General features: G+C 58.4%; 19 protein-coding genes and 1 tRNA gene. 7 read left to right on the top strand and 13 right to left on the bottom strand.

Features of this window, described 5'->3' with window-relative positions:
- Positions 1–24 precede the first annotated feature (24 nt).
- The 3 genes from AAGD24_RS05680 to AAGD24_RS05670 all read right to left on the bottom strand — a co-directional run bounded on the left by AAGD24_RS05680 (position 25) and on the right by AAGD24_RS05670 (position 3770).
- Positions 25–1338 carry a lysine N(6)-hydroxylase/L-ornithine N(5)-oxygenase family protein gene (locus AAGD24_RS05680; protein WP_126810534.1) on the bottom strand — a complete coding sequence of 438 codons (1314 nt, stop codon included), beginning with the start codon at positions 1336–1338 and terminating at the stop codon, positions 25–27.
- Between the two features lie 134 nt (positions 1339–1472).
- Positions 1473–3137, bottom strand: a complete 1665-nt coding sequence (locus AAGD24_RS05675; protein WP_379866806.1) for a multidrug ABC transporter permease/ATP-binding protein — start codon at positions 3135–3137, stop codon at positions 1473–1475.
- A gap of 39 nt (positions 3138–3176) precedes the next feature.
- Positions 3177–3770 (bottom strand): sigma-70 family RNA polymerase sigma factor, encoded by a 594-nt coding sequence (locus tag AAGD24_RS05670; RefSeq protein ID WP_126810535.1) that lies wholly within the window; start codon positions 3768–3770, stop codon positions 3177–3179.
- Between the two features lie 279 nt (positions 3771–4049).
- Here AAGD24_RS05670 and AAGD24_RS05665 point away from each other — a divergent pair.
- Positions 4050–4126 (top strand) — tRNA-Met (locus AAGD24_RS05665).
- Positions 4127–4237: 111 nt separating this feature from the next.
- The gene (locus tag AAGD24_RS05660; protein ID WP_075194959.1) at positions 4238–4663 is read left to right on the top strand and encodes a PACE efflux transporter; all 426 of its coding nucleotides are present in this window, start codon (positions 4238–4240) and stop codon (positions 4661–4663) included.
- Here AAGD24_RS05660 and AAGD24_RS05655 read toward each other — a convergent pair.
- From AAGD24_RS05655 to AAGD24_RS05625, 7 genes are all read right to left on the bottom strand, one after another.
- Positions 4656–5357: a transporter substrate-binding domain-containing protein gene (locus tag AAGD24_RS05655; protein ID WP_091644365.1), complete on the bottom strand. Its 702-nt coding sequence runs from the start codon at positions 5355–5357 to the stop codon at positions 4656–4658. The genes AAGD24_RS05660 and AAGD24_RS05655 overlap by 8 nt on opposite strands.
- 106 nt (positions 5358–5463) lie before the next feature.
- Positions 5464–5901, bottom strand: a complete 438-nt coding sequence (locus AAGD24_RS05650; protein WP_091644368.1) for a VOC family protein — start codon at positions 5899–5901, stop codon at positions 5464–5466.
- Positions 5902–6005: 104 nt separating this feature from the next.
- Positions 6006–7010, bottom strand: a complete 1005-nt coding sequence (locus AAGD24_RS05645; protein WP_379866803.1) for an oligopeptide/dipeptide ABC transporter ATP-binding protein — start codon at positions 7008–7010, stop codon at positions 6006–6008.
- Positions 7007–7975 carry an oligopeptide/dipeptide ABC transporter ATP-binding protein gene (locus AAGD24_RS05640; protein ID WP_379866802.1) on the bottom strand — a complete coding sequence of 323 codons (969 nt, stop codon included), beginning with the start codon at positions 7973–7975 and terminating at the stop codon, positions 7007–7009. The genes AAGD24_RS05645 and AAGD24_RS05640 overlap by 4 nt, the downstream gene beginning before the upstream one ends.
- Before the next feature lie 19 nt (positions 7976–7994).
- Positions 7995–8927, bottom strand: a complete 933-nt coding sequence (gene oppC, locus AAGD24_RS05635) for an oligopeptide ABC transporter permease OppC (protein WP_379866800.1) — start codon at positions 8925–8927, stop codon at positions 7995–7997.
- Entirely contained in the window at positions 8927–9847 is a 921-nt protein-coding gene (gene oppB / locus AAGD24_RS05630; protein WP_036203943.1) for an oligopeptide ABC transporter permease OppB, read from the bottom strand. Before oppB ends, oppC begins: the two co-directional genes overlap by 1 nt.
- Before the next feature lie 8 nt (positions 9848–9855).
- Complete coding sequence (locus tag AAGD24_RS05625) at positions 9856–11598, bottom strand: peptide ABC transporter substrate-binding protein (RefSeq protein WP_075194955.1); 1743 nt, start codon at positions 11596–11598, stop codon at positions 9856–9858.
- Positions 11599–11743: 145 nt separating this feature from the next.
- On the opposite strand from AAGD24_RS05625, the gene AAGD24_RS05620 reads away from it, so the two are divergent.
- The 3 genes from AAGD24_RS05620 to AAGD24_RS05610 all read left to right on the top strand — a co-directional run bounded on the left by AAGD24_RS05620 (position 11744) and on the right by AAGD24_RS05610 (position 16799).
- The gene (locus AAGD24_RS05620; RefSeq protein WP_036203937.1) at positions 11744–13021 is read left to right on the top strand and encodes an O-acetylhomoserine aminocarboxypropyltransferase/cysteine synthase family protein; all 1278 of its coding nucleotides are present in this window, start codon (positions 11744–11746) and stop codon (positions 13019–13021) included.
- Between the two features lie 140 nt (positions 13022–13161).
- Entirely contained in the window at positions 13162–14208 is a 1047-nt protein-coding gene (lipA, locus tag AAGD24_RS05615; RefSeq protein WP_075194954.1) for a lipoyl synthase, read from the top strand.
- A 104-nt stretch (positions 14209–14312) separates the two neighbouring features.
- Positions 14313–16799, top strand: a complete 2487-nt coding sequence (locus tag AAGD24_RS05610) for an RND family transporter (RefSeq protein ID WP_379866797.1) — start codon at positions 14313–14315, stop codon at positions 16797–16799.
- 405 nt (positions 16800–17204) lie between these two features.
- On the opposite strand, the gene AAGD24_RS05605 is transcribed toward AAGD24_RS05610, so the two are convergent.
- Positions 17205–17645: a Spy/CpxP family protein refolding chaperone gene (locus tag AAGD24_RS05605; protein ID WP_036203929.1), complete on the bottom strand. Its 441-nt coding sequence runs from the start codon at positions 17643–17645 to the stop codon at positions 17205–17207.
- A 220-nt stretch (positions 17646–17865) separates the two neighbouring features.
- Between AAGD24_RS05605 and ylqF the strand changes: the two genes are divergently transcribed.
- Positions 17866–18753, top strand: coding sequence for a ribosome biogenesis GTPase YlqF (ylqF, locus tag AAGD24_RS05600; protein WP_041333456.1), 888 nt, complete (start codon positions 17866–17868; stop codon positions 18751–18753).
- Here ylqF and AAGD24_RS05595 read toward each other — a convergent pair.
- Together AAGD24_RS05595 and AAGD24_RS05590 are read right to left on the bottom strand one after the other, a co-directional pair.
- Entirely contained in the window at positions 18726–19547 is an 822-nt protein-coding gene (locus AAGD24_RS05595) for a helix-turn-helix transcriptional regulator (protein ID WP_379866795.1), read from the bottom strand. The genes ylqF and AAGD24_RS05595 overlap by 28 nt on opposite strands.
- 40 nt (positions 19548–19587) lie before the next feature.
- Positions 19588–20112 carry a DUF962 domain-containing protein gene (locus AAGD24_RS05590; protein WP_199448256.1) on the bottom strand — a complete coding sequence of 175 codons (525 nt, stop codon included), beginning with the start codon at positions 20110–20112 and terminating at the stop codon, positions 19588–19590.
- 218 nt (positions 20113–20330) lie between these two features.
- Here AAGD24_RS05590 and fabB point away from each other — a divergent pair, with 218 nt between their 5' ends.
- Positions 20331–21539: a beta-ketoacyl-ACP synthase I gene (gene fabB / locus AAGD24_RS05585; protein WP_075194951.1), complete on the top strand. Its 1209-nt coding sequence runs from the start codon at positions 20331–20333 to the stop codon at positions 21537–21539.
- Positions 21540–21545: the final 6 nt, after the last annotated feature.

The following is a 21545-nucleotide window of genomic DNA, read 5'->3' as shown; positions in this document are numbered from 1 at the left end:
CTCCCCGCGGTTTCCCTCAGGCCATCACACCATGGGGGCGGCGTGGGCTTTGCGATCAGCAACGGCGGAGTGCCCGCGGTCCCGACCTTCGAGAATCGACTCGAGCACTTCCCGTGACCGAACAGCGAGTACGGACAACAGTGTGTCGCTCAGACCGTGCGTGGTCTCGCAGCAGCCCTGGAGATAAATCCGGGCATCGCTGTCCCGCAGGTTGAGACAGTACTGACGGTCAGGCGTGAGGTTTTCCAGGTGGCCACCCAGCCCCGCCAGCAGTTCGTGGTGCTGATTCCGGCGGTAACCGGTGGCCAGGATGACAGCATCAAATCCCAGTTCCTGCTGGCTATCGGTAGCCAGGTCGCGCAGGGTCAGGCGCAGCTCACCGTCACCCACGTCAACCCGGGCAACATCCCGGCGGGTCAACATTTGGTGTCGCTCCTCTCCCCGCAGCTTCTGGAGATAGAACATCTGGAAGATGCGCTCGATCAGCTCAAGGTCGACCACCGCGTAGTTGGTGTTGCGGAACTCTTCAAGCAGTTGCAAGCGTCGCGACTCGGGTTGCTGATAGATCTGGTCGATAAACGACGGGTTAAAGATTTCATTGACGAACGGGCTATCATCCGAGGGCTTCAGAGCGGTTCCACGCAGAATCATGGACGCATCCACCTGGGGGAATCGCTGGGTAAGGTCTTCGAAGATCTCCGCCGCACTCTGGCCGCCCCCGACCACGGCAATCCGCGCCTTGCGACCCTGGTCGGCAAGCAGGGTGTCAATGCGCCCCCGATACTGCGACGAGTGCACGATGCGCGGGTCGGTTATTCCTTCAAACGCAGCAGGAACCTGAGGCGCACCGCCCATACCAAGTACCAGGTTACGGGCCCTGCGGCTTTCAAGCTCGCCCCCTGCGGTTCGGGAGAGCACGTCAAACCCGATCAACCGGCCGTCTTTCAGGAAAGGCTCAACACCCTCTACCTCGCGACCGTAGTGCACCTGATCGTCAAAGTGACTGGCAGCCCACTGCAGGTAATCGTTGTATTCCTCCCGCGCGGGGAAGAACGTCTGAATGTTGATGAAATCTTCGAGCCGCCCCTGCTCCTTCAGGTAGTTGATGAAGGTAAAGCGGCTTTGCGGGTTCCGCAGGGTGGCCAGATCCTTGAGAAACGAAATCTGCATGGTGGAGCCGTCAATCAGCATACCTTCATGCCAGTTGAATTCTGGCTTGCGCTCCAGAAAACAGGCATCGGGCGAAGACCCGCCCTCAGCGTACTCCTGTGTCGCTATTGCCAGCGCCAGATTCGACGGGCCAAAACCGACGCCAAGAAAATCATGCATGTGGCTCATCACCGTTCTCCCGTAATAATGGATTGCGAAAACATTGCCTGAAGGCCTGTCGATACCCGGCCAACAAAGCAAATAATTCTCATTTACATACAGACGAACTGGAACGCCGGATGTTTAGGCCTGGCCGGAAAAAGTCACTCTCCGATCATCTGCAAGGCGTCATGGCGTGACTGCTGGCGATCCTCGGCTGACAACTCGACCAGTCGGCCACTGTCCATCTTCAGCAGCCGGTCCGCGTGGTGGAAATAACGGTCGTCGTGGGTAATGGCGAAAATGGTTTTGCCCTGCGCTTTCATCTCCGGTAGCAGCTCCTGGTAAAACAACCGGCGGAAAACCGGGTCCTGGTCGGCGGCCCATTCATCCAGCAGCAGGATGTCCCGCTTTTCCAGCAAAGCCAGCAACAGCGCCAGCCGCTTTCGCTGCCCCTGTGAAAGCCGGGTATCCTGCAGACGGCTGCCGGCCACCTTCACCTTGTCCTCCATGCGGAGGCGTCCAAGCCAGTAATTCACGTCCGCCGGGTCTGCGTTCTGACCCTGCTGGGCGATGAGCTGATCAAACAGAAAGAAATCGGTAAACACGGAACCAAACAGGCGGCGATAGCTGCTCCAATCCTCCGGTCGCAGGGGCTGGCCGTCGATCTGGATCTCGCCCTGGTGAGGCAGATAAAGACCAGACAGCAAACGGGCCAGAGTGGACTTACCGCTGCCATTACCACCGACCAGGAAGAGGGTTTCGCCACGACGGATCGTCAGGGTGACCGGCCCCACGTCGAACCCCTGCTCACCATGCTGGGCCGGATAGCGATACCGCACCGCATGCAACTGCAATTCCTGCCATTCACCCGTCGGATCACGGCTCATGTCCTGGAAGCCGGGCTGATACTCCGCCAGCGCCAGGGTATCGAGCTTGTCGAGCGAGACCCGAGCCGACAGCAACGCGGGCAACGCCGCCACGGCAGAAACCAGAGGGGTACGCATGAAAAGAATGGTCAGGGCATAGGTAGGCGCCACGGAGGCCGCTGCCCACCCCAGGCCATTGACCAGATAGAACACCAGGCCAATGGTGCCGAGCACCATGATGTTGGCCCAGTTGCTGGCGATGCTGTGATAGCGGTCCGCCAGCGTGACATGGCTGCGATAGGTTTCTGCGCTCAGATCAAACTCGTCGTCGTAGTAACGGCGAGCACGGTCACGGTTGAGGCTCAGCTCTTTCCGCCCTTCAATAGCCGCCTCGTAGTCCTGATAAATGCGATCTTCAGATTCGCGAAGCTTCTGGAGATGGTGACTCAGGGCCCTGATCAGCACCCACCCCACACCAATGGTGAACGTCATCCAGAGCAACGTCATGACAAACAGCGGCAGTGACAGGTAGGCCAGGTACGCGAACGCTGCGACACTCAGGCCAAGGCCGTATATCAGCTGAGGCAGATTGACAAACGCCAGGGTGATATTACGGATATCGCTGGACAGACTGGCCAGGATATTCGCCCCACCAATCTCTTCCAGGCGCTCGATTCCGGTATCAAGAACCCGCTTTACCATCGACCGCCGCAATCCGTAGACAAACCGATGACCAAGCGCCGTCAACAATATCTGGGCGTAGGAGGCGATGATCAGCAGTACCACCAGCAGGCCGGTAAACTGCCAAAGCAGACCTGCCCCGCCTTCTGTCGCAGACACCAGGCGCTCGTTAATAAACGCCACCACCCCGACACTCAAAAGCGCACTCACAACGCTCAGCAAAAGCGCAACGGTCAGCGCCCCCGGGTTGTGACTAAATACCAGACGGATCAGTCTCATGAACAACAGTCCCCAATTCGCGAATGAGAAAGGCTTGGATTAAAACGGATAGGATTGGTCCAGGCTGCCACGGCAATGAGCCAGCGCATCCTTCAGCATGAAGTTGATCAATGTGGGAGAGACCCCAATAGCGAGAGCCACCTCCCTCTGGGTCAGACCTTCAACCCGGGTAAGCATTAACACCTTCTGTACACGAGCAGGCAGCTCTGCGAGGGAAGACAGCGCATGGTGCAGTGCCCGGGTTCCAGCCAACTGCCGTTCTGGTGAAGCCGAAAGCACACCGGCTTCCTCCTCCACATCGACATCGCAGGCTGCGAAGCGGTTTTCCAGGGCCAACCGGCGAAGACGATCGATGGCGAGGTTACGCACCACCCGGTGAAGAAAACGGCCTTCGTCCCTGACATTGTCGGCGAATCCCTGGTCCCACACTTTCAGGAACGCATCCTGTACCACATCCTCAGCCTTTGCCCTGCACCCAAGGAGATATTGAGCGGTGTCCACCAGCGGTTTTCGATGCTGCTGGTAGGCCGCTACAAGGCGCCTCTCCCAATTGGGCGCTCCGGTAACGTCAACGGATCTTAGGTCGGACAGGTTGCGAGCCTGTTGATCCAATTCGTGCCTGAAAGAACTCATAGCAAGCCGTCCCTGGGTAATTGATAAATGACAATCATTTGCATTTAACCATCATTAACATTTGGAATTCAAGGCCTGAAAATGAACAACCGGCAACAATCACGGAATGAGTCGAAAACCCATGCTTTACAGCCGGCTCGTTTAGATCATTGTTTATATGGGTGTTTTCAGGCGAGAAATGCCAAAGACAGATAAAAAAAGAGTCGCGGCGCAGGCTAGGCTCTTGACAGCCCACACCCCCAACCATAAGATACGCGCCGCTTCCATTGGTGAAGTGACGGCAAGGTAGCTCAGTTGGTTAGAGCACGGCACTCATAATGCCGGGGTCGGCGGTTCGACTCCGCCCCTTGCTACCAGAATTTAAAAGGTCGCGACTCACGTCGTGACCTTTTTTCGTTTCGGGGACGCCCCCGCCCTTCCCGGGAATTGAACGCGGGACGACCCGCCTCCATTGTTCCTGAATTTCCATGAGAACCACTAAAGACAGAATCCGTCAGGCCGTCTCGTTCGAGATCATCGGCCTGCTTATCGCCATCCCATTAGCCGCACTTGTGTTTGGCTTCGAGCTCGACAAAACCAGCGTCCTGGCTGCCATAGGTGCAACCATGGCAACCGGCTGGAACTACCTCTTCAATCTCATGTTCGATCACGGCCTGAAACGGCTTACCGGCTCTACTCGTAAGTCACTGAAGATGCGGTTATTTCATGCGCTCAGCTTTGAACTGGGCCTGATGATAACCTTCCTTCCGGTCATCGCCTGGTGGATGGGCATTGGGCTGGTTGAGGCACTGATCGTCGACATCGCCTTCGTGGTCTTTTATCTGGTGTATGCGTTCGTTTTCACCTGGTGCTACGACACGGTGTTTCCTGATGACGACGCCAGCCTCAGTTGAGATCGTTTCGATACCGGCACCATCGAATGGCCTTGCGCAGATCTTCCGTCAACCGGCCATTCCCATGCTCATGGGAAACGTATAGGGAAATGTCTACCCAGGCTGCCCTACGCACAAAATAATCGCCCTCATAACCGTCCATATACTTGTCAACGAGCACCCAGGGAATGACCACCACATCTGCCCGGCCCAGCTTGAGCAGGTAGACTGCCTGGCGCCATTCGGAGACGGGTAGAATCTTTGCGTTTTCGCCTTGAACCAGTTGATCCCCGACGAACTTCCTAACGAACGCATAGGTGAGGCCAGCCGTCTGGTTGAGGGGAGGCATCTCTTTCAGAAACAGGTAGACGTACTCTGTCTGGAAGAGCCTCCCACCGAAATCAGCGTAGCGGTCCCGTTCAGAGGTCTGGACCAGGGGAAGGCCTACCGCAACACCGCCCTTTCGCAGTTGGTAAAGCAGTTGCGCCAAAGGCATTTCAACGAACTGAAAATCCCCGGGAACCCGTTCGAACACGCACCGATAGAAACCGGAAAAGCGCCCCTCCAACGCTCCCTCCGAAACCGTTATTTCCCGCTCTATCCCGGCAACAATTCCGACGCGCACCGGTTCCTGTGCGCGCGAAAGATTCACGGGCATTGCGATCGCGAGGAAGGCGATAAGTAGAGGCTGATAGCGCACAGACTTCCTGTCCATAAGAGTGACTCGTCAACGGATATCCATTCACACCGCAAGCTTAGTTCAATTTTTCCTCGCGCTCCACGTAATGACAGGCCACCCAGTGCCCGGCCTGGTCTTGCCGTCAAGCACCGGCACTTCCCTGGCCTTCGTCATTGGCTCCGGGAATCGCTGTGGGGTCCATCCACATGGCTTCCCATACGTGCCCGTCCGGGTCGGCGAGATTTCTGTTATACATGAACCCCAGGTCCTGTAACGGGTTGATGTCTGCAACGCCGCCGTTGTCAGCGGCAGCATTATTCATCGCGTCGACGGCTTCGCGGTTGTTGCAGGAGATGGCCAGCATCACCTCGCTGGAGGTGGTCGGCGGAATTGGGCGGTCAGTAAATGTGCGCCATTTGTCGTGGGTGAGCAACATGACGTGAATGGCCTCACTCCAGACCATGCATGCGGCAGTATCGTCGGTGAACTGGGGGTTGTTCCTGAAACCAAGCGCCTCGTAGAAGGCCATGGAAGCATTGAGGTCTTTTACCGGCAGGTTTACAAAAATCATTGATGTCATGGTTCACGCTCTCCAGATTGTAGGTGGTAGAAACAGGTTGTTAGTGCCCTGTTACCTTCTTGTCGGATCAGCGTTGCGAATTTCGACATCGTTTCCACACTTTATTACGATTCCCGTCGCTCTACGTAGTGACAGGCCACCCAATGCCCTGCCCCGGTTTTGTCTTCCAGTGCCGGCACTTCCCTACTGCAATAGTCCGTCGCCAGCGGGCATCGTGTACGAAACACGCAGCCGCTGGGGGGATTCATCGGCGACGGCAGGTCGCCTTCCAGTTCCGCCGGGGGCTTGGCCCGTTCCCTCTCCGGGTCCGGGATCGGCACCGCGGCCATCAGGGCCTGAGTGTAAGGGTGCCGGGGGTTGGCGAACAGTTCAGCACGGGGGGCGTTTTCGGCCACATTGCCCAGGTACAGCACCATCACCCGGTCACTGATGTGTTTGACCACGCTCAGGTCGTGAGCAATGAAGATCAATGACAGGCCCATGTCCCGCTGCAGGTTTTTGAGCAGATTAATCACCTGAGCCTGTACCGACACATCGAGGGCGGAGACGGGCTCGTCGCAGATGATCAGTTTCGGCTCCAGTATCAACGCCCGGGCAATGCCCACCCGCTGGCACTGGCCACCGGAGAATTCGTGGGGGTAACGGTTTTTCTGGTGAGGGTGCAGGCCAACGCGATCCATGATGGCATCCACTTTCTCCCTCAGCTCGGCGCCCTTGATATCCGGGTAGTGGGTACGCAGGGGCTCAGCAATGATGTCGCCGACGGTCATTCGTGGCGACAGAGAGGCAAGCGGATCCTGGAACACCATCTGCAGGCGTTGGCGACGCTTGCGCAGTTGTTTCAGGTTGAGCCCCCGCAGGTCCTCGCCCAACCACACCACCTTTCCCGCCTGGCTGGGCACCATGCCCATGATGGCCCTTGCCAGGGTGGACTTGCCGCAGCCGGACTCTCCCACGATGCCGAGGGTTTCGCCCTCGTTGAGGGTGAAGCTGACGTTGTTCACCGCTTTTAGTGGCTGCGGCCGGGTCCAGGGCCAGGCGTTGCGAGGCATGATGTCGAAGGTAACCCGCAGGTTTTCCACCGTCAGCAGGCGCTGTTGTTCGCTCATCGAATCGCCTCCCTTGGCAGATTGCATACGCGAATCCGCTCTGCCCCGAATCGCTCCGGTGGGTCGAGTTCGTGATAGCAGCGCGGCTCCGCCACGGGGCAACGGTCGCAGAATGGACAGCCCGGCGGCAGGTTCATCAGGTTGGGCGGGTTGCCGGGGATGGTGACCAGTTCATCCATCTGCTCATCAATACGCGGAATGGCGCCCATCAGGCCTTTGGTATAGGGATGGGAGGGATCCCGGAACAGGTCCCGGGTGGCAGCGAATTCCATCATCTGGCCACCGTACATCACCAATGTCTGGTCGCAGCTTCCGGCCACTACGCCCAGGTCGTGGGTGATCAGGATAATCGCGGTACTGAATTCCTGTTGCAGCTCCTGCAACAAGTCCATCACCTGAGCCTGTACCGTAACATCCAGGGCGGTGGTGGGTTCGTCCGCAATCAGCAGGCGCGGCCGGCACAACAGGGACATGGCGATCATGACCCGTTGACGCATACCCCCGGAGAATTCATGGGGGTAACAATGAATTCGGTTGCGGGCCTCGGGGATACGAACCGCTTCCAGCATCTGCAGGGATTCCTGAAGAGCCTGTTTGCGGCTGATGCCTTTGTGTTGCACCAGCACTTCGATGAGCTGGTCGCTGACTTTCATGAACGGGTTCAGGGACGTCATCGGGTCCTGGAAAATCATGCCGATGCGGGCCGCACGGATCTGATTCATCCGCTTTTCCGGCAAGTTAAGCAGTGGCTCGCCTTCAAAGATCACCTCGCCATTGACCCGGGCGTTGTCCGGGAGCAGGCCCATCAGCGCAAATACCCCCTGGCTTTTACCCGCGCCGGACTCACCCACGATGCCCAGAGTCTGCCCAGCCTCCAACTGGTAGCTGAGCCCCCTCACTGCCTGCAAGGTGCCATCCGGTGTATCGAAGGCCACTTCGAGATTATTGACTTCCAGCATTGCCATAGATCGAGTTCCTGCCGGCTCAGCGGTCTTTAGGGTCAAGGGCATCCCGCAGCCCGTCGCCGAGAAAATTGAAACAGAACAGGGTGAGCACCAGCATCAGCATCGGGAAAATCAGGGTCCATGGCGCGGTCCACATGGCGTCCGCGCCTTCGGAAATCAGCGCACCCCATGAGGTGTAGGGTTCCGACACCCCAAGCCCCAGGAACGAGATAAAGGATTCGAACAGGATCATCTCCGGCACCAGCAGGGTTGCATAAACAACCACCACGCCCAGCACATTGGGCACGATGTGACGGAGCACGATCAGGAAGGGATGCACACCGACGGACATGGCGGCCTCAATGTACTCCTTGCGCTTCAGGCTCAGAGTCTGGCCCCGCACAATCCGGGCCATATTCAGCCAGCTCACCGCGCCGATGGCTACGAAAATGAGCAGTACATTGCGCCCGAACACCGCCATCAGAACGATCACCAGGAACATGAAGGGAAAGGCGCTGAGCACTTCGAGCGTCCGCATCATGATGGCGTCGGTACGGCCACCCACGTAACCGGAAATGGCCCCATAAAGCGTGCCGATGACCACCGCCGTCAGCGCTCCGAGAACGCCGACCATGAGGGAAATACGGCTGCCCTGCACAGTGCGTTGGTAGAGGTCCCGGCCGATGGGATCAAGACCGAAATAGTGCTGGCTCGCCAGGCTGGGCAAGCCATCTTCATCCAGGTTTGGCAAACTGGCCCAGTCGATGGACTCGTTATCCCAGGGTGACAGGTACTGGCCGAAGGCCGCGAACAACAGCAACAGTGCCAGCACGACCAGGCTAGCCACCGCCGCACGGTGGTTCATAAAACGCCGTCGCGCGTCACGCCACAGGCTGCGGCCTTCGGTGTAGGCGTCTTCCGCAAGGGTGTCCGCCAGTTCGCCCATGCCCGCATGTTTGTCGGAGAAAAACATCAGTAACGCACCCTCGGGTCCAGCCAGGTATAGAGAATATCCACCGCCGCGTTAAAGACGATGGTCAGTACGCCCACCAGAATGGTGACCCCGAGAATCAGTGAGTAGTCCCGGTTGATGGCACCGTTGACGAAGTGCTGGCCAATGCCGCCCGTGGAAAATACCTGATCAATGATCACCGAACCGGTGATGATGCCCACGAAAGCCGGCCCAAGGTACGACACCACCGGAATCAACGCGGGCTTGAGGGCATGACGCAATACGATCTTGTGGCGGGGAATGCCCTTGGCTCGGGCGGTGCGGATGAACGGACTGCGCAGGGTCTCTATCATGCTGCTACGGGTAATCCGCGCCACCTGCGCAATGTAGGACGTCGCCATGGCGATGATCGGCAGCACGATGTATTCCACCTGACCGCCTTCCCAGCCGCCGGCAGGCAACCAGCGCAACGTGACGGCAAACAGCAGCACCAGCAACGGCGCCATCACGAAATTGGGGAACACCACCCCGGTCATGGCGGCGGTCATCACCGTATAGTCCGGCCAACGGTTTTGTTTCAGGGCCGCAACCACACCCAGCCCCACCCCGAACACAACCACGAACAGGAAGGACCAGGCACCGATGTAGGCGGACCGGGGAAAGCTGGATTCGATCAGCTCATTGACCGTGAAGTCCTTATAACGAAACGAGGGCCCCAGGTCGCCCTGGGCGACGTTGCCCACGTAAATGAGGTACTGCTGCCACAGGGGCTTATCCAGGTTGTATTTGGCCTCGATGTTTTCCATCACCGCTTCCGGCACATTACGCTCGTTGGTAAACGGGCCGCCAGGTGCCGCGTGCATCAGCACGAACGAGACAGTGATCAACGCCAGAATGGTTGGTACCGCTACCGCCAGACGCCTGATGATAAAACTGAACATGGCTTCCCTCAGTCCGCAGTGATGTACATATCCTTGCTGTAAACAATGTTACGGGGATTCTTCTCCGGATAGCCCTTCAGGGACGGGCTCACCAGCGCCACCGTGGTGTTGAAGTACACCGGCACCACCGGAAACGCCTGCCACAGGATCTCCTCGGCCCTGACATAGTAGGGATTAGGGTCGTCGCTGGAACGGGCATCCAGCAGCAACTGGTCGTATGTTTCATTGCTCCAGCCGCCGTCGTTATTACCACTATCGCTGGTTAGCAGGGTCAGGAAGGTGGAGGCTTCGTTGTAATCCCCTTTCCAGCCAAACCGGGCGATACCATAGTTGCCAGCCTGCTTCTCGGAGAGGAAGGTTTTCCACTCCAGATTGCTGATGGTGACCTTTGCCCCCAGCTTCTCTTTCCACATCTGGCTGACCACGATGGCCAGCGCCTTGTGGCTCTCGTCGGTGTTGTAGAGCAGTTCGAATTCCAGTGGGTTGTCTTCATTGTAGCCGGCTTCCTCAAGGGCTTCGCGCGCCTCTTCGTCGCGGCGGGTCTGGGACCAGGTAGCGTACTCCGGCTGCCGGAAGTCGAAACCGCTGACGTAGGGCGGTGTCAGTGTGAATGCCGGCATCTGGTTGCCCCGGGTGATGTAGCTGACGATGATATTGCGGTCAATGGCGTAGGTCAGCGCCCGACGCACTCTCACGTCGTCAAAGGGCGGCCTGTTGACGTTGAACGCATACATGTACGTGGCCATGCTGGGTACCATCACCAACTCTTTGGGCCGCTCTTTTTTCAACCGGGCCATCTGGGACACCGGCACCGTGGAGGTCATGTGCAGCTCGCCACTGGCGTAGCGCTGAAGCTCGGCGGACGAAGATTCGATCGGCAGGTAAACCACCCGGTCGATGATGGTGCTGTCATCCCCCCAGTAGCGGGGATTGCGAGCCGCCACCAGCTTCTCGCCGATATGCCAGGCGTTCAACGTATAGGCTCCGTTGGAAACCATCTTGCCAGGCCTGGTCCAGTCCTCGCCGTGGGCCTCGATGGCCTGGCGGGGGGCAGGAAACATCGTGTAGTGGACGGTCATATCCGGCAGGTAGGTGATCGGCTCGTCCAGGGTCACCTCGAAGGTGAAGTCGTCGACAGCGCGCACACCCAGCGTATCCGGTGTCTTTTCCCCTGCGATGATCTCGCCGGCATTGGCCACCCCGGCAGACTCGATGTAATACGCATAGTTTGAGCCTACCTCCGGGTCGACCGCCCGGCGCCACCCATACACGAAATCCTGGGCGGTAACGCGACTGCCATCGCTCCAGCGGCCGTCTTCACGGAGCTGGAATGTCCAGGTCAAGTTATTGTTCGATGAGGCCCAGGACGTCGCCATCGCCGGTTCGGTATCCCCTCTAGGGCCGCTGCGGGTCAACCCTTCGAACAGGTCAACCACGATGGCGCCACCCACGCTGTCCTGGACCAGCTGGGGGTCCAGGGAAGCAGGTTCACTGGCATTGCCACGAACAAGCACCTGCCTTTCGGCCAGTCTCTCACCGGTTTCCGGATGTTCCAGCAGACGGCTTTTCGGAGCGTTTACATCAGCGCCGGCTGGGGCCCGCCCACCATCATCTTCCGGATAATCATCACTGCAAGCGATCAGAAACAGGGAAAGCAGGACGGCCCAAGCGGCCCTCGTCTTGGAGCCAAGGGGGGGCGTTGTTGTCTGGCGGATGATGCCTGTTGTTATTTGCAGGTTTGTGGCTGTCATATCTGTTCGAACCTAGCGCGGAAACACGGAAGTCACAAGCCGATGAGGGTCAACATGAAACAATGCTCACGTTCCTGTGCCTGTGGCATACTCAATCGGGATGTTCGACCTCAACAACAACGCTTGATAAAAGGGATGCTCAACCATGAAACCGGAAACTCTCGCCCTTCACGCTGGCTTCAACGGCGATCCGACAACCAACGCCGCGACCACGCCCATCTACCAGACCACCTCCTACACGTTCGACGACACCCAACACGGTGCGGACCTGTTTGACCTGAAGGTACAGGGCAACATCTACACGCGCATCATGAACCCCACCAACGCCGTACTGGAGGAACGTATGGCGCAGCTTGAAGGTGGTGTGGGTGCGCTCGCAGTAGCCTCGGGCATGGCGGCCATCCTTTACTCGCTCCAGACCATCTGCAAAGTGGGGAATAACATTGTCAGCACCGGCCAGCTCTATGGCGGCACCTACAATCTGTTCGCCCACTCGCTGCCGAACCAGGGCATCAACTGCCGCATGGTACGACACGATGATTTTGACGCGGTGGAGAAAGCCATTGATGACAATACCCGCGCCCTGTTCTGCGAATCCATTGGCAACCCGGCCGGTAATGTGGTTGATATCCAGCGCTGGGCGGACATTGCCCACAAACACGGCATTCCGCTGATCGTCGACAACACCGTGGCAACGCCTTTCCTGTGCCGGCCCTTCGAACACGGTGCAGACATCGTGGTGCACTCGCTGACCAAATACATCGGCGGCCACGGCACCACCGTAGCGGGTGTGGTGGTCGACTCCGGGAAGTTCGACTGGGCCGCCAACAAGGCGAAGTTCCCCATGCTCAACGAGCCGGACCCGTCCTACCACGGCGTGGTCTATACCGAAGCCCTTGGCGCAGCGGCTTTCATCGGGCGCTGCCGCGTGGTTCCCCTGCGCAATACCGGCGCCGCTCTGGCTCCGTTCAATGCCTTTTTGATCATGCAGGGCCTTGAAACACTCGGCCTGCGCATGGAAAGACACTGTGAAAACGCCGAAAAAGTGGCCAATTTCCTGCAAAACCATCCGTCGGTGGAATGGGTAAACTATGCCACCCTGGACGACAGCCCCTACAAAGCCACCTGCGACAAAATCTGCGGCGGCCGTGCGTCAGGCATTCTCAGTTTCGGCATCACCGGCGGGCTTGAGAATGGCGCGAAATTCATCGATGCCCTGCAACTGATCTACCGCCTGGTCAACATTGGTGATGCCAAATCCCTGGCCTGTCACCCCGCCACAACGACACACCGGCAGCTCAATCCGGAGGAACTGGCAAGTGCGGGTGTCAGTGAGGATCTGGTGCGCCTGTCCATTGGCATCGAACACGTGGATGACATCATTGCCGATATCAGCCAGGCGCTGGACAAAGCAACCGCCTGATGTGATTGCCGGGTACGACGAAAGTCGTGCCCGGAACCCCCGTGATTGTCCGTACCTGCCTTGTATCCTCCGCCGGCGCAGATTACCCTTTAGGGTCAGCCAAGCCTTTTATCCGCCGCCGAGAAGAGAGTCCCCCAGTAATGAGCGACAGTGCCAAATCACGCGTCACCAGTGGTTCAAAGTTCCGCAACGAACATGGATTCTCAGCGATCAAGGATGGCATCAAGCGCTCGGGCTCGGGCATCATCGACACCAAAACCCAGCGTAAACCGTCCTGGCTGCGTGCACGCATGCCCGGCGGCGAGCGCTATGAAGCGGTGCGCAAGAACGTCAGCGAACACCGGCTGAGCACGGTCTGCCAGGAATCCCATTGCCCGAACATCGGCGAATGCTGGGCCAACGGTACCGCCACCATTATGGTGATGGGCTCCGTGTGCACCCGCGCCTGCCGCTTCTGCGCCGTTGATACCGGCAACCCCAAAGGCTGGCTGGACCATGAGGAACCGGAAAATACCGCGAAATCCGTTGAACTCATGGGCCTGCGCTATATCGTACTAACCTCCGTAGACCGGGACGATCTGGACGACGGCGGCGCCGCTCACTACGCAGCCTGCGTGTCCGCCATCAAGCAGCGCACTCCCCATGTCGCAGTGGAAGCCCTGACACCTGACTTTGACGCCGTCATGGCGCACGTTGAGAAGGTCGTGGACTCGGGCCTGGACGTTTTCGCACAGAACGTGGAAACCGTGAAGCGCCTGACCACTCGCGTGCGGGACCCCCGCGCCGGCTACGAGAAAACCCTCAGCGTACTGGCGCACGCCAAGCAATACCGTCCGGACGTGCTCACCAAGACCAGCCTGATGCTGGGCCTCGGTGAAACCGAAGAGGAAATCCTCGAAACCATGGACGACCTGCGGGCTATCGGCGTCGATATACTGACCCTGGGCCAGTATCTGCGCCCCACTCAGAACCACTTGCCGGTGGAAAAGTACGTAACCCCGGACGACTTCAATCGCTACCGCGAGATTGGCCTGGAAAAAGGTTTCATGGAAGTGCCGTCGGGCCCCATGGTGCGCTCCAGCTACCGTGCCGATCGCGTGTTCGAAAAGAACAACCTGGGCCTTGCGGTGCCAGACGTACCTGCTTCCTCCAACGCCCAGCAGATTCCGGTCAAAGCGGTAGACTGAACCACTGATCAATTCCCTGGAATAGACCTCAAACAGGGGCACCGTCGACGGACAGTTTGTGGCACACTCTGCACTCGCTTTCACTGTGTAGGGTAATTCTTACGATGTCCTGGCTTCGATCTTTCTATGACCGGCTGATTTTCCCCCGTCCTGTTCTGGTACTTCTGCTGTTTGGCGCCCTGCTGTTGATCGCCAGCCTGCGGCTGGACCAGTTCCGGCTGGATGCGTCGGCCGAGTCGCTGGTTCTTGAGGATGATCGCTCCCTGGAGCAGTACCGGGAAGTGAATCGCCGCTTCACCACCTCTGACGATTTTCTCGTTGTCACCTACACGCCGGACCAGGAATTGTTCAGCAACGAGGGCCTGGCGTTGCTGGCGTCGTTGCGAGATGAGCTCGCAGCCCTGGAGAATGTCAGCTCCACCAACAGCATCCTCAACGTCCCCCTGCTCCACAGCCCGGACCTGACCCTGGACACCGTCGACTCAGAAATCCAGACCATTGACGAGGATGACGTTGCGCCGGACACCGCCAAAAAAGCGCTACTCAACAATCCGCTCTACCCGAACCTGCTGATCAGCGAAGACGCGCGCACCACTGCGATACAGGTGAACCTGCCCACTCCCGAGCGCTATTTTGAACTGCTCCGGGAGCGCAACGAGCTGCGGGATAAAGTGCAGAGCGGCCAAGCCTCGGCAGAAGAACAGCAAAGACTGGAAACCGTCAGCCAGGCATTCATCGAGTTCACCGAGGCCCAGGGCGAGGAAAGGGACCGCACCATCAAACGGGTCAGGGGCATCCTCGACAGCTACCGTGACCGCGCCGAGATCTACCTGGGCGGCGTACCCATGATCGTTGCCGACATGATCCGTTTCATCCAGAACGACCTGTCCACCTTCGGTGTTGGTGTGCTGATCTTCCTGCTGTTGACCCTGGCAATCATTTTCCGCCAGTGGCGCTGGGTGCTGGTGCCACTGTTGTGCTGCAGCTTTACGGTGTGGCTGGTGATTGGTTACCTGAGCTGGGCGCAATGGCCAGTCACGGTGATCTCATCCAATTTCGTGTCGTTGCTGCTGATCATGACCCTGTCGCTGACCATCCACCTGATCGTTCGCTATCGGGAGTTCCAGCACGACGACCCTGAAGCCGAATCACGGGATACGCTGCGGCACACCTTGCTGGCGATGATCAAACCCTGCTTCTACATGGCCATCACCACCATTGTTGCTTTCGGCTCGCTTACCTTCAGCGGTATCCGCCCGGTGATCGATTTTGGCTGGATGATGACCATCGGCCTGACCGTGGCCTTCCTCATCACATTTATCATCTTCCCGGCCCTGCTGGCACTGCTGCCACCGCCGGTGGACGACCGGGTTCGCTCCAACCGAATTCCCTTTACCGATTGGTTTGCGCGGTTTACCGAGCACTACGGCAAAACCGTACTAGTCGGCTCCGCCATCCTCGCGGTGCTCTGCGTCATCGGCCTAAACCGCCTGACGGTGGAAAACAGCTTCATCGACTACTTCAAGTCCAGCACCGAAATCCACCAGGGCATGATCACCATTGATGACCGTCTGGGAGGCACGACCCCACTGGATGTGGTAATCACAGACGAGAAACCACCCGAAAGCGAAGCCGGCGGCGACCCCTTTGCCAGTGATTGCGATCCGTTTGTGGAGGACTGCGAGGGTGCCGAGGAATACCGGGACACCTGGTTCACCTATCAGAAGATGGACCGCCTGGGTAAGGTTCACGACTACCTGGACAGCCTGCCAGAGACCGGCAAGGTCATGTCCATCGACACCACCCTGGACATCCTTGCCCAGGTTAACGGTGGCGAGCCCCTGAATGCCCTGGAACTGGCGTTCGTACCCTCGGCGGTGCCGGACGATCTGAAGGACATTCTTCTGACCCCCTACATCAGCGAAGAACACGACCAGGCCCGCTTCAGCATCCGCATCCTGGAGACCTCCCCGGACCTGCGCCGGCAGGCGTTGCTGGACCGCATCCGCACTCACCTCACCGAAGAGATGGGCTTTGAGGACGATCAGGTGAAGCTTACGGGCATGACGGTGATGTACAACAACATGCTGCAAAGCCTGTTCGATTCGCAGATCAAGACCATCGGCATTGTCTTCCTGGCCATCATGGTGATGTTCCTGATCCTGTTCCGGTCGATAAAGCTGGCGCTGATCGGCATGGCCCCGAACCTGATCGCGGCGGGTTCGGTGCTGGGCCTGATGGGGTGGCTGGGCATTCCGCTGGATATGATGACGATCACGGTGGCGGCCATCACGGTGGGGATCGCAGTGGACGATACCATTCACTACATCCACCGTTTCAAGACGGAATTTGAGAAAGACGGCGACTACCTCGCCACCATGCACCGCTGCCACCGCAGCATCGGGCAGGCGATGTTCTTTACCTCGCTGACGATTATTACCGGGTTTTCGATCCTGGTGCTGTCGAATTTCATCCCGACCATCTACTTCGGGTTGTTTACGGGCTTTGCCATGTTTATGGCTCTGGTGGGGGCGCTTACGTTGTTGCCTCGGCTTATTGTGCTGGTTAAGCCGTTCGGGGCTGAATTGTGAGTAACACTCTCCTAGCCTTCACAATTTGGTGATTGTCGCACCGATGTAGGCCCTTCCCGGAAACGCTACGAGCACATCCATGTGCGCTTGACTTCGGCCTTCCCTGGCCGAAGACATTCCGGGAAGGGCCTACACCGGCGCTCCTTGCAGACTCGGTGATATCGCGTGAGTAAGGCGATATTTTCCAGGTTGAACAAAGCGGCGGGGCGGGCCTTCAGAAACCGTGGAGCGCCAGGGATGGCGCGACCGAGCCCTACAGGGACGTATTCACGGGCGTGTTTCTGAAGCCCCGCCCCGCCGCGACCTGACTCCCAACCAGCAGGCTACAGTCACAAAAAAACCGCCCAAGCCAGAGGCAAAGGCGGTTTTTTTCGGGCTCCGGGGGTTAACCCGGAAAACAGATGTTTACTGCATACCCTGCTGCATCTGACGCTGCTGTTGCATCTGCTGCTGCATTTGCTGCATACGCTTGTTCAACTCGTCACGCTGCTCCTGAGTGAACACAGCATCCACCTTGGCCTGCATCAGAGTAGACATTGCTGTCATCTCGCCAGTTACATCACCCAGCTTCTCGGCGTTGTCACGAATCGCGTCTTCGTCGTAATCCGGCTTGATCTGAGCCTGGATCTGCTGCTGCAGTTGCTGGGCTTCGCCCTGAAGCTCCTGAATCTCAGCCTGCATCTCTTCAATGATGCCGCGAATTTCTTTCTGCTGGTCTTCACTCAAGCCAACCATCTGAGCCAGCTGATCAACCTGGTCCGGCTGCCCGCCAGATTGCTGCGCCATCGCCGGAGAAGACAGCCCGATAGCAATCAGGGCAATTCCGAACAGTTTCACGAGCTTCATAGAAATCTCCACTAATCGATTATTTAAGTCGCTTTGGGTTTTCGAGCCCTACACCCTAAATCAAAACAACCGGGTATTTCACCCCGAACCCCCTTCTTTTTGTACATACTTCACACCCTCGCATGCCTCAGCTCCCACCATGGGCGGGTTGAGAGAAATGTGAAAATTTAGTCATTCCCGTCCATAATGGCGCCGTTCAGCCACTTCAGGAGTATCAACCATGGCCATTAACTGGTTTCCAGGGCACATGCACAAGGCCCGCAAGGAAATCAAAAAGGTAATGCCCCAGATGGATCTCATTATCGAGGTCGTGGACGCGCGCCTGCCGTTCAGCAGCGAAAATCCGCTGGTCCCTGCCCTGCGCGGCGATACGCCCGTCATCAAGGTGCTTAACAAGCGAGACCTGGCTGACCCGGCCATTACCGAACAATGGCTCGGCTGGCTGGAAAAGGAACGTGGCGTTCGGGCCATCACCATGACCCACAACCAGCGCGCGGAAGCCCTCGACATCCTGCGACTGGCCGGTGAAATGACGCCGGATCATGATCGCCAGAAACGGGCGCTGCGGGTGATGATCCTGGGCATCCCCAATGTCGGGAAGTCCACGCTGATCAATACCATGGCGGGCCGGCCGGCGGCCAAGACCGGAAATGAGCCCGCAGTGACCCGGGCGCAGCAGGCCATCAAACTGCCAGACAACGTTCTGCTCTATGACACACCGGGGTTTCTCTGGCCCAAGCTGTCTCCGGAAGCCTGCGGATACCGCCTGGCTATTAGTGGCGCCATTCGCAGTGCGGTGATTGAGTTTGAGGACGTGGCGTTATTCGAGGCGGATTACCTGCTGGACGCGTATCCCGAACTGGCAATGGCGCGCTACGGGTTTGAAGAAAGGCCCCGGGACGGCCTGGCACTGATGGACGGCATCGCGGAAAAACGACGGTTCCTGGGGAGAGGTGGGGTTCCGGACCTGCACAAGGTGTCGGAAATACTGCTTAACGAATTCCGCTCCGGGAAGCTCGGGCGAATTTCGCTGGAGACGCCCGCCATGGTCGAGCAGGAAGCCCGGGAAGAGGCTGAACGTCAACGCGAGAAATCCGACAAAGCCTGATCATCGAGACCACAACGGCATACGTTGAACCATCCCGCCGCCACATAGGCGGACGGCAGTGCGTCGAACATATCACGTGCCGTGCGAACCAGATGGGGCTGGTCGTAGAACCCGGCCTCTGTCGCCAACCGGGAGACGGATATACCCGGTTTCCAGAACGCCAATGCCCGGTTGATCTTCAGGTGCAGGAGAAAGCGGCGCAGCGGCACGCCCGTTTCCTGGCGAAACAGATGCGTCAGCCGTGACGAGGACAGCCCGACACTTTGAGCCAGAGAGTTCAGTTCCAGGCGTTCCGGCAGTTCTGCCCTCAGCTTCCTGCAAATGCCCGCTATACGGTCGTCCAGCGCAACGGGCGCGTGCCCGCTCTGAGAGATCACTCTTGCCAGCGCGCAGGCCATGGCCTCGCAGTCTGTCTCCCCGGGATCAGGCAGACCCACACCGGTCAACGAAAGATCCGTGGAGGCCATGCCTGCCGTAACGGATTTCAGGGACCGCCAGTAAACGCTGTCGGGGTCGAGCTGGACGCTCCAGATTCTGGCCTCCCCAGGCTCCAGTGCCTGGGGAACGTCAGGGGCTACGATGGCGGCGCGGGTTTCCCGCCATTCACCATCCACAGCCAGCCGAAAGGGACTGTCGAGCCCCACCAGCAAGGAAGCGCTTATGTGGCGGTGGGAGCGGTTGGGCATCAACTGTCCGAGTACCTGCCAGTGATCCTGCCACAAAAACAAGGTGCCCTTGTGGCCCTGACCGATCGTTGGCGTTTTGAAGGGCGGTGCCTGCATGGTGTCACTCAACTCTGCATTTCCCTGCAAGCATACCTCAAGCAGCCTTGGTTCAGTGACTCTGAGGCTGGCGCCCACCGTCTTGACCACCCTGTGCATGAGGTACCGGTAAGCCCAGTTTCGCCGCAAACTCGATGCTAACGAAGATCGGCCCGATCAGCAGGAACACCAGGTCTTCCACGAACGACGGCTTCTTGCCTTCAATTTTATGGCCGACCACCTGGACCGCCCAGGCAACGATCCAGACCACAAGGCTGGTCCAGAACAGGGACAGACCGCTGGCCAGCACACTCTGTATGGCCCACAAAGACAGTACAAACCAGCCCGCCATCAATACGAACACCCAAAGCGACAAACGCAGATAGACGATACCCGACAAGCCCGCGAGAATCGTGGCGCCGTTGACCCAATAGGCCCCAGAGCCAGAAAGGCCAAGCCAACTGCCTACCGGTATCAGCCAGAACAATCCCAGTGTTGATATCAGGATTGCCGGAACGCAGGCAATATGGACCCACTGGTTGACGGTGTTCTGATGGCTGTCGCCGTAGTCATGCAGAAATTGAGACAGTGAACGCACGGTGAATCTCCCTCGGGTTATTGTTGATAAACGCCATCTTACCAACGTCCATGATCGCCGCCTTGTACGTAACGGCTATGCCAGCTCGCCTGGCCTCTTCTTGCACCTTACCAAGGTCAAATATCGCCGCAGCGCCAAAGCGCCTAGACTGATGGTTATAGTCAGAGACAGAGGGGACCGGCCCGGTTCGCGGTGCAGGCCCCGCTAAGGAGGAAAGTATGAGACGGGTTGTAGTTACCGGAATGGGCATTGTTTCCTGCCTCGGCAACTCCACGGATGCGGTGCTGGAAAGCCTCAAGGCCGGCAAATCGGGCATCCGGTTCAATGAAACCTATCGTGACATGGGCTTCCGCAGCCAGGTGGCAGGTTCTGTTGATGTGGATACGTCGGTCATCGACCGTAAAACCCGACGCTTCATGGGCCAGTCGGCGATGTACAGCTACCTCGCCATGGAGCAGGCCATTGCGTCCTCACGATTGACAGACGATCTGGTCTCCAATGACCGTACCGGCCTGATTGCCGGCTCCGGCGGCGCGTCCAGCGCCAGCCAGGTGGAGGCCGTCGACATCATGCGTGAAAAAGGTGTCAAACGCATCGGGCCCTACATGGTGCCACGGATCATGACCAGTACCGTGTCGGCCTGTCTGGCCACCGCGTTCAAAATTCGCGGCGTGAACTACTCCATGTCATCCGCCTGCGCCACCAGCGCCCACTGTATTGGCCACGCCGCGGAGCAGATCCAGTCTGGCAAGCAGGACATTGTATTCGCTGGCGGTGGCGAGGAAGAGGACTGGAGCCTGACCATGCTGTTCGACGCCATGGGCGCCTTGTCCACCAAGTATAACGATGCCCCGGAAACTGCATCCAGACCCTTCGACGCCGGCCGTGATGGATTCGTTATCGCAGGGGGTGGCGGCATGGTGGTAATGGAAGAGCTTGAGCATGCCCTCAAGCGCGGTGCCCCCATTATTGCCGAGCTGACCGGTTATGGCGCCACGTCCGACGGACACGACATGGTCGCCCCCTCTGGCGAAGGCGCCATGCGTTGCATGCAACAGGCGCTGTCCACGGTTGAGACACCGGTGGATTACATCAATGCACACGGCACCAGCACGCCGGTGGGCGATGTGGCGGAGATGAAGGCGGTACGGAACGTCTTCGGTGATAAAGTGCCGCAGATTTCGTCCACAAAGTCGCTATCCGGCCACTCTTTAGGCGCATCGGGTGTTCATGAAGCGATCTATTCCCTGATCATGCTGCAGAACGGATTTATTGCGGGCACTAAAAACCTGACAAACCTGGATGACACCATTGCCGGAATGCCGGTTGTGGGGCCTGATTCCAAAGCGGCGCCACTGAATACAGTGATGTCCAACAGCTTCGGGTTCGGCGGCACCAATGCCTCGCTGGTATTCGGAAAAGCCTGACTTCCT

Origin of the sequence: Marinobacter sp. M5B (assembly GCF_042604615.1) — a bacterium.
Lineage (GTDB): Bacteria > Pseudomonadota > Gammaproteobacteria > Pseudomonadales > Oleiphilaceae > Marinobacter > Marinobacter salarius.
The sequence above is the reverse complement of the archived record's forward strand: the minus strand, read 5'-3'. Positions and strand labels throughout refer to the sequence as shown.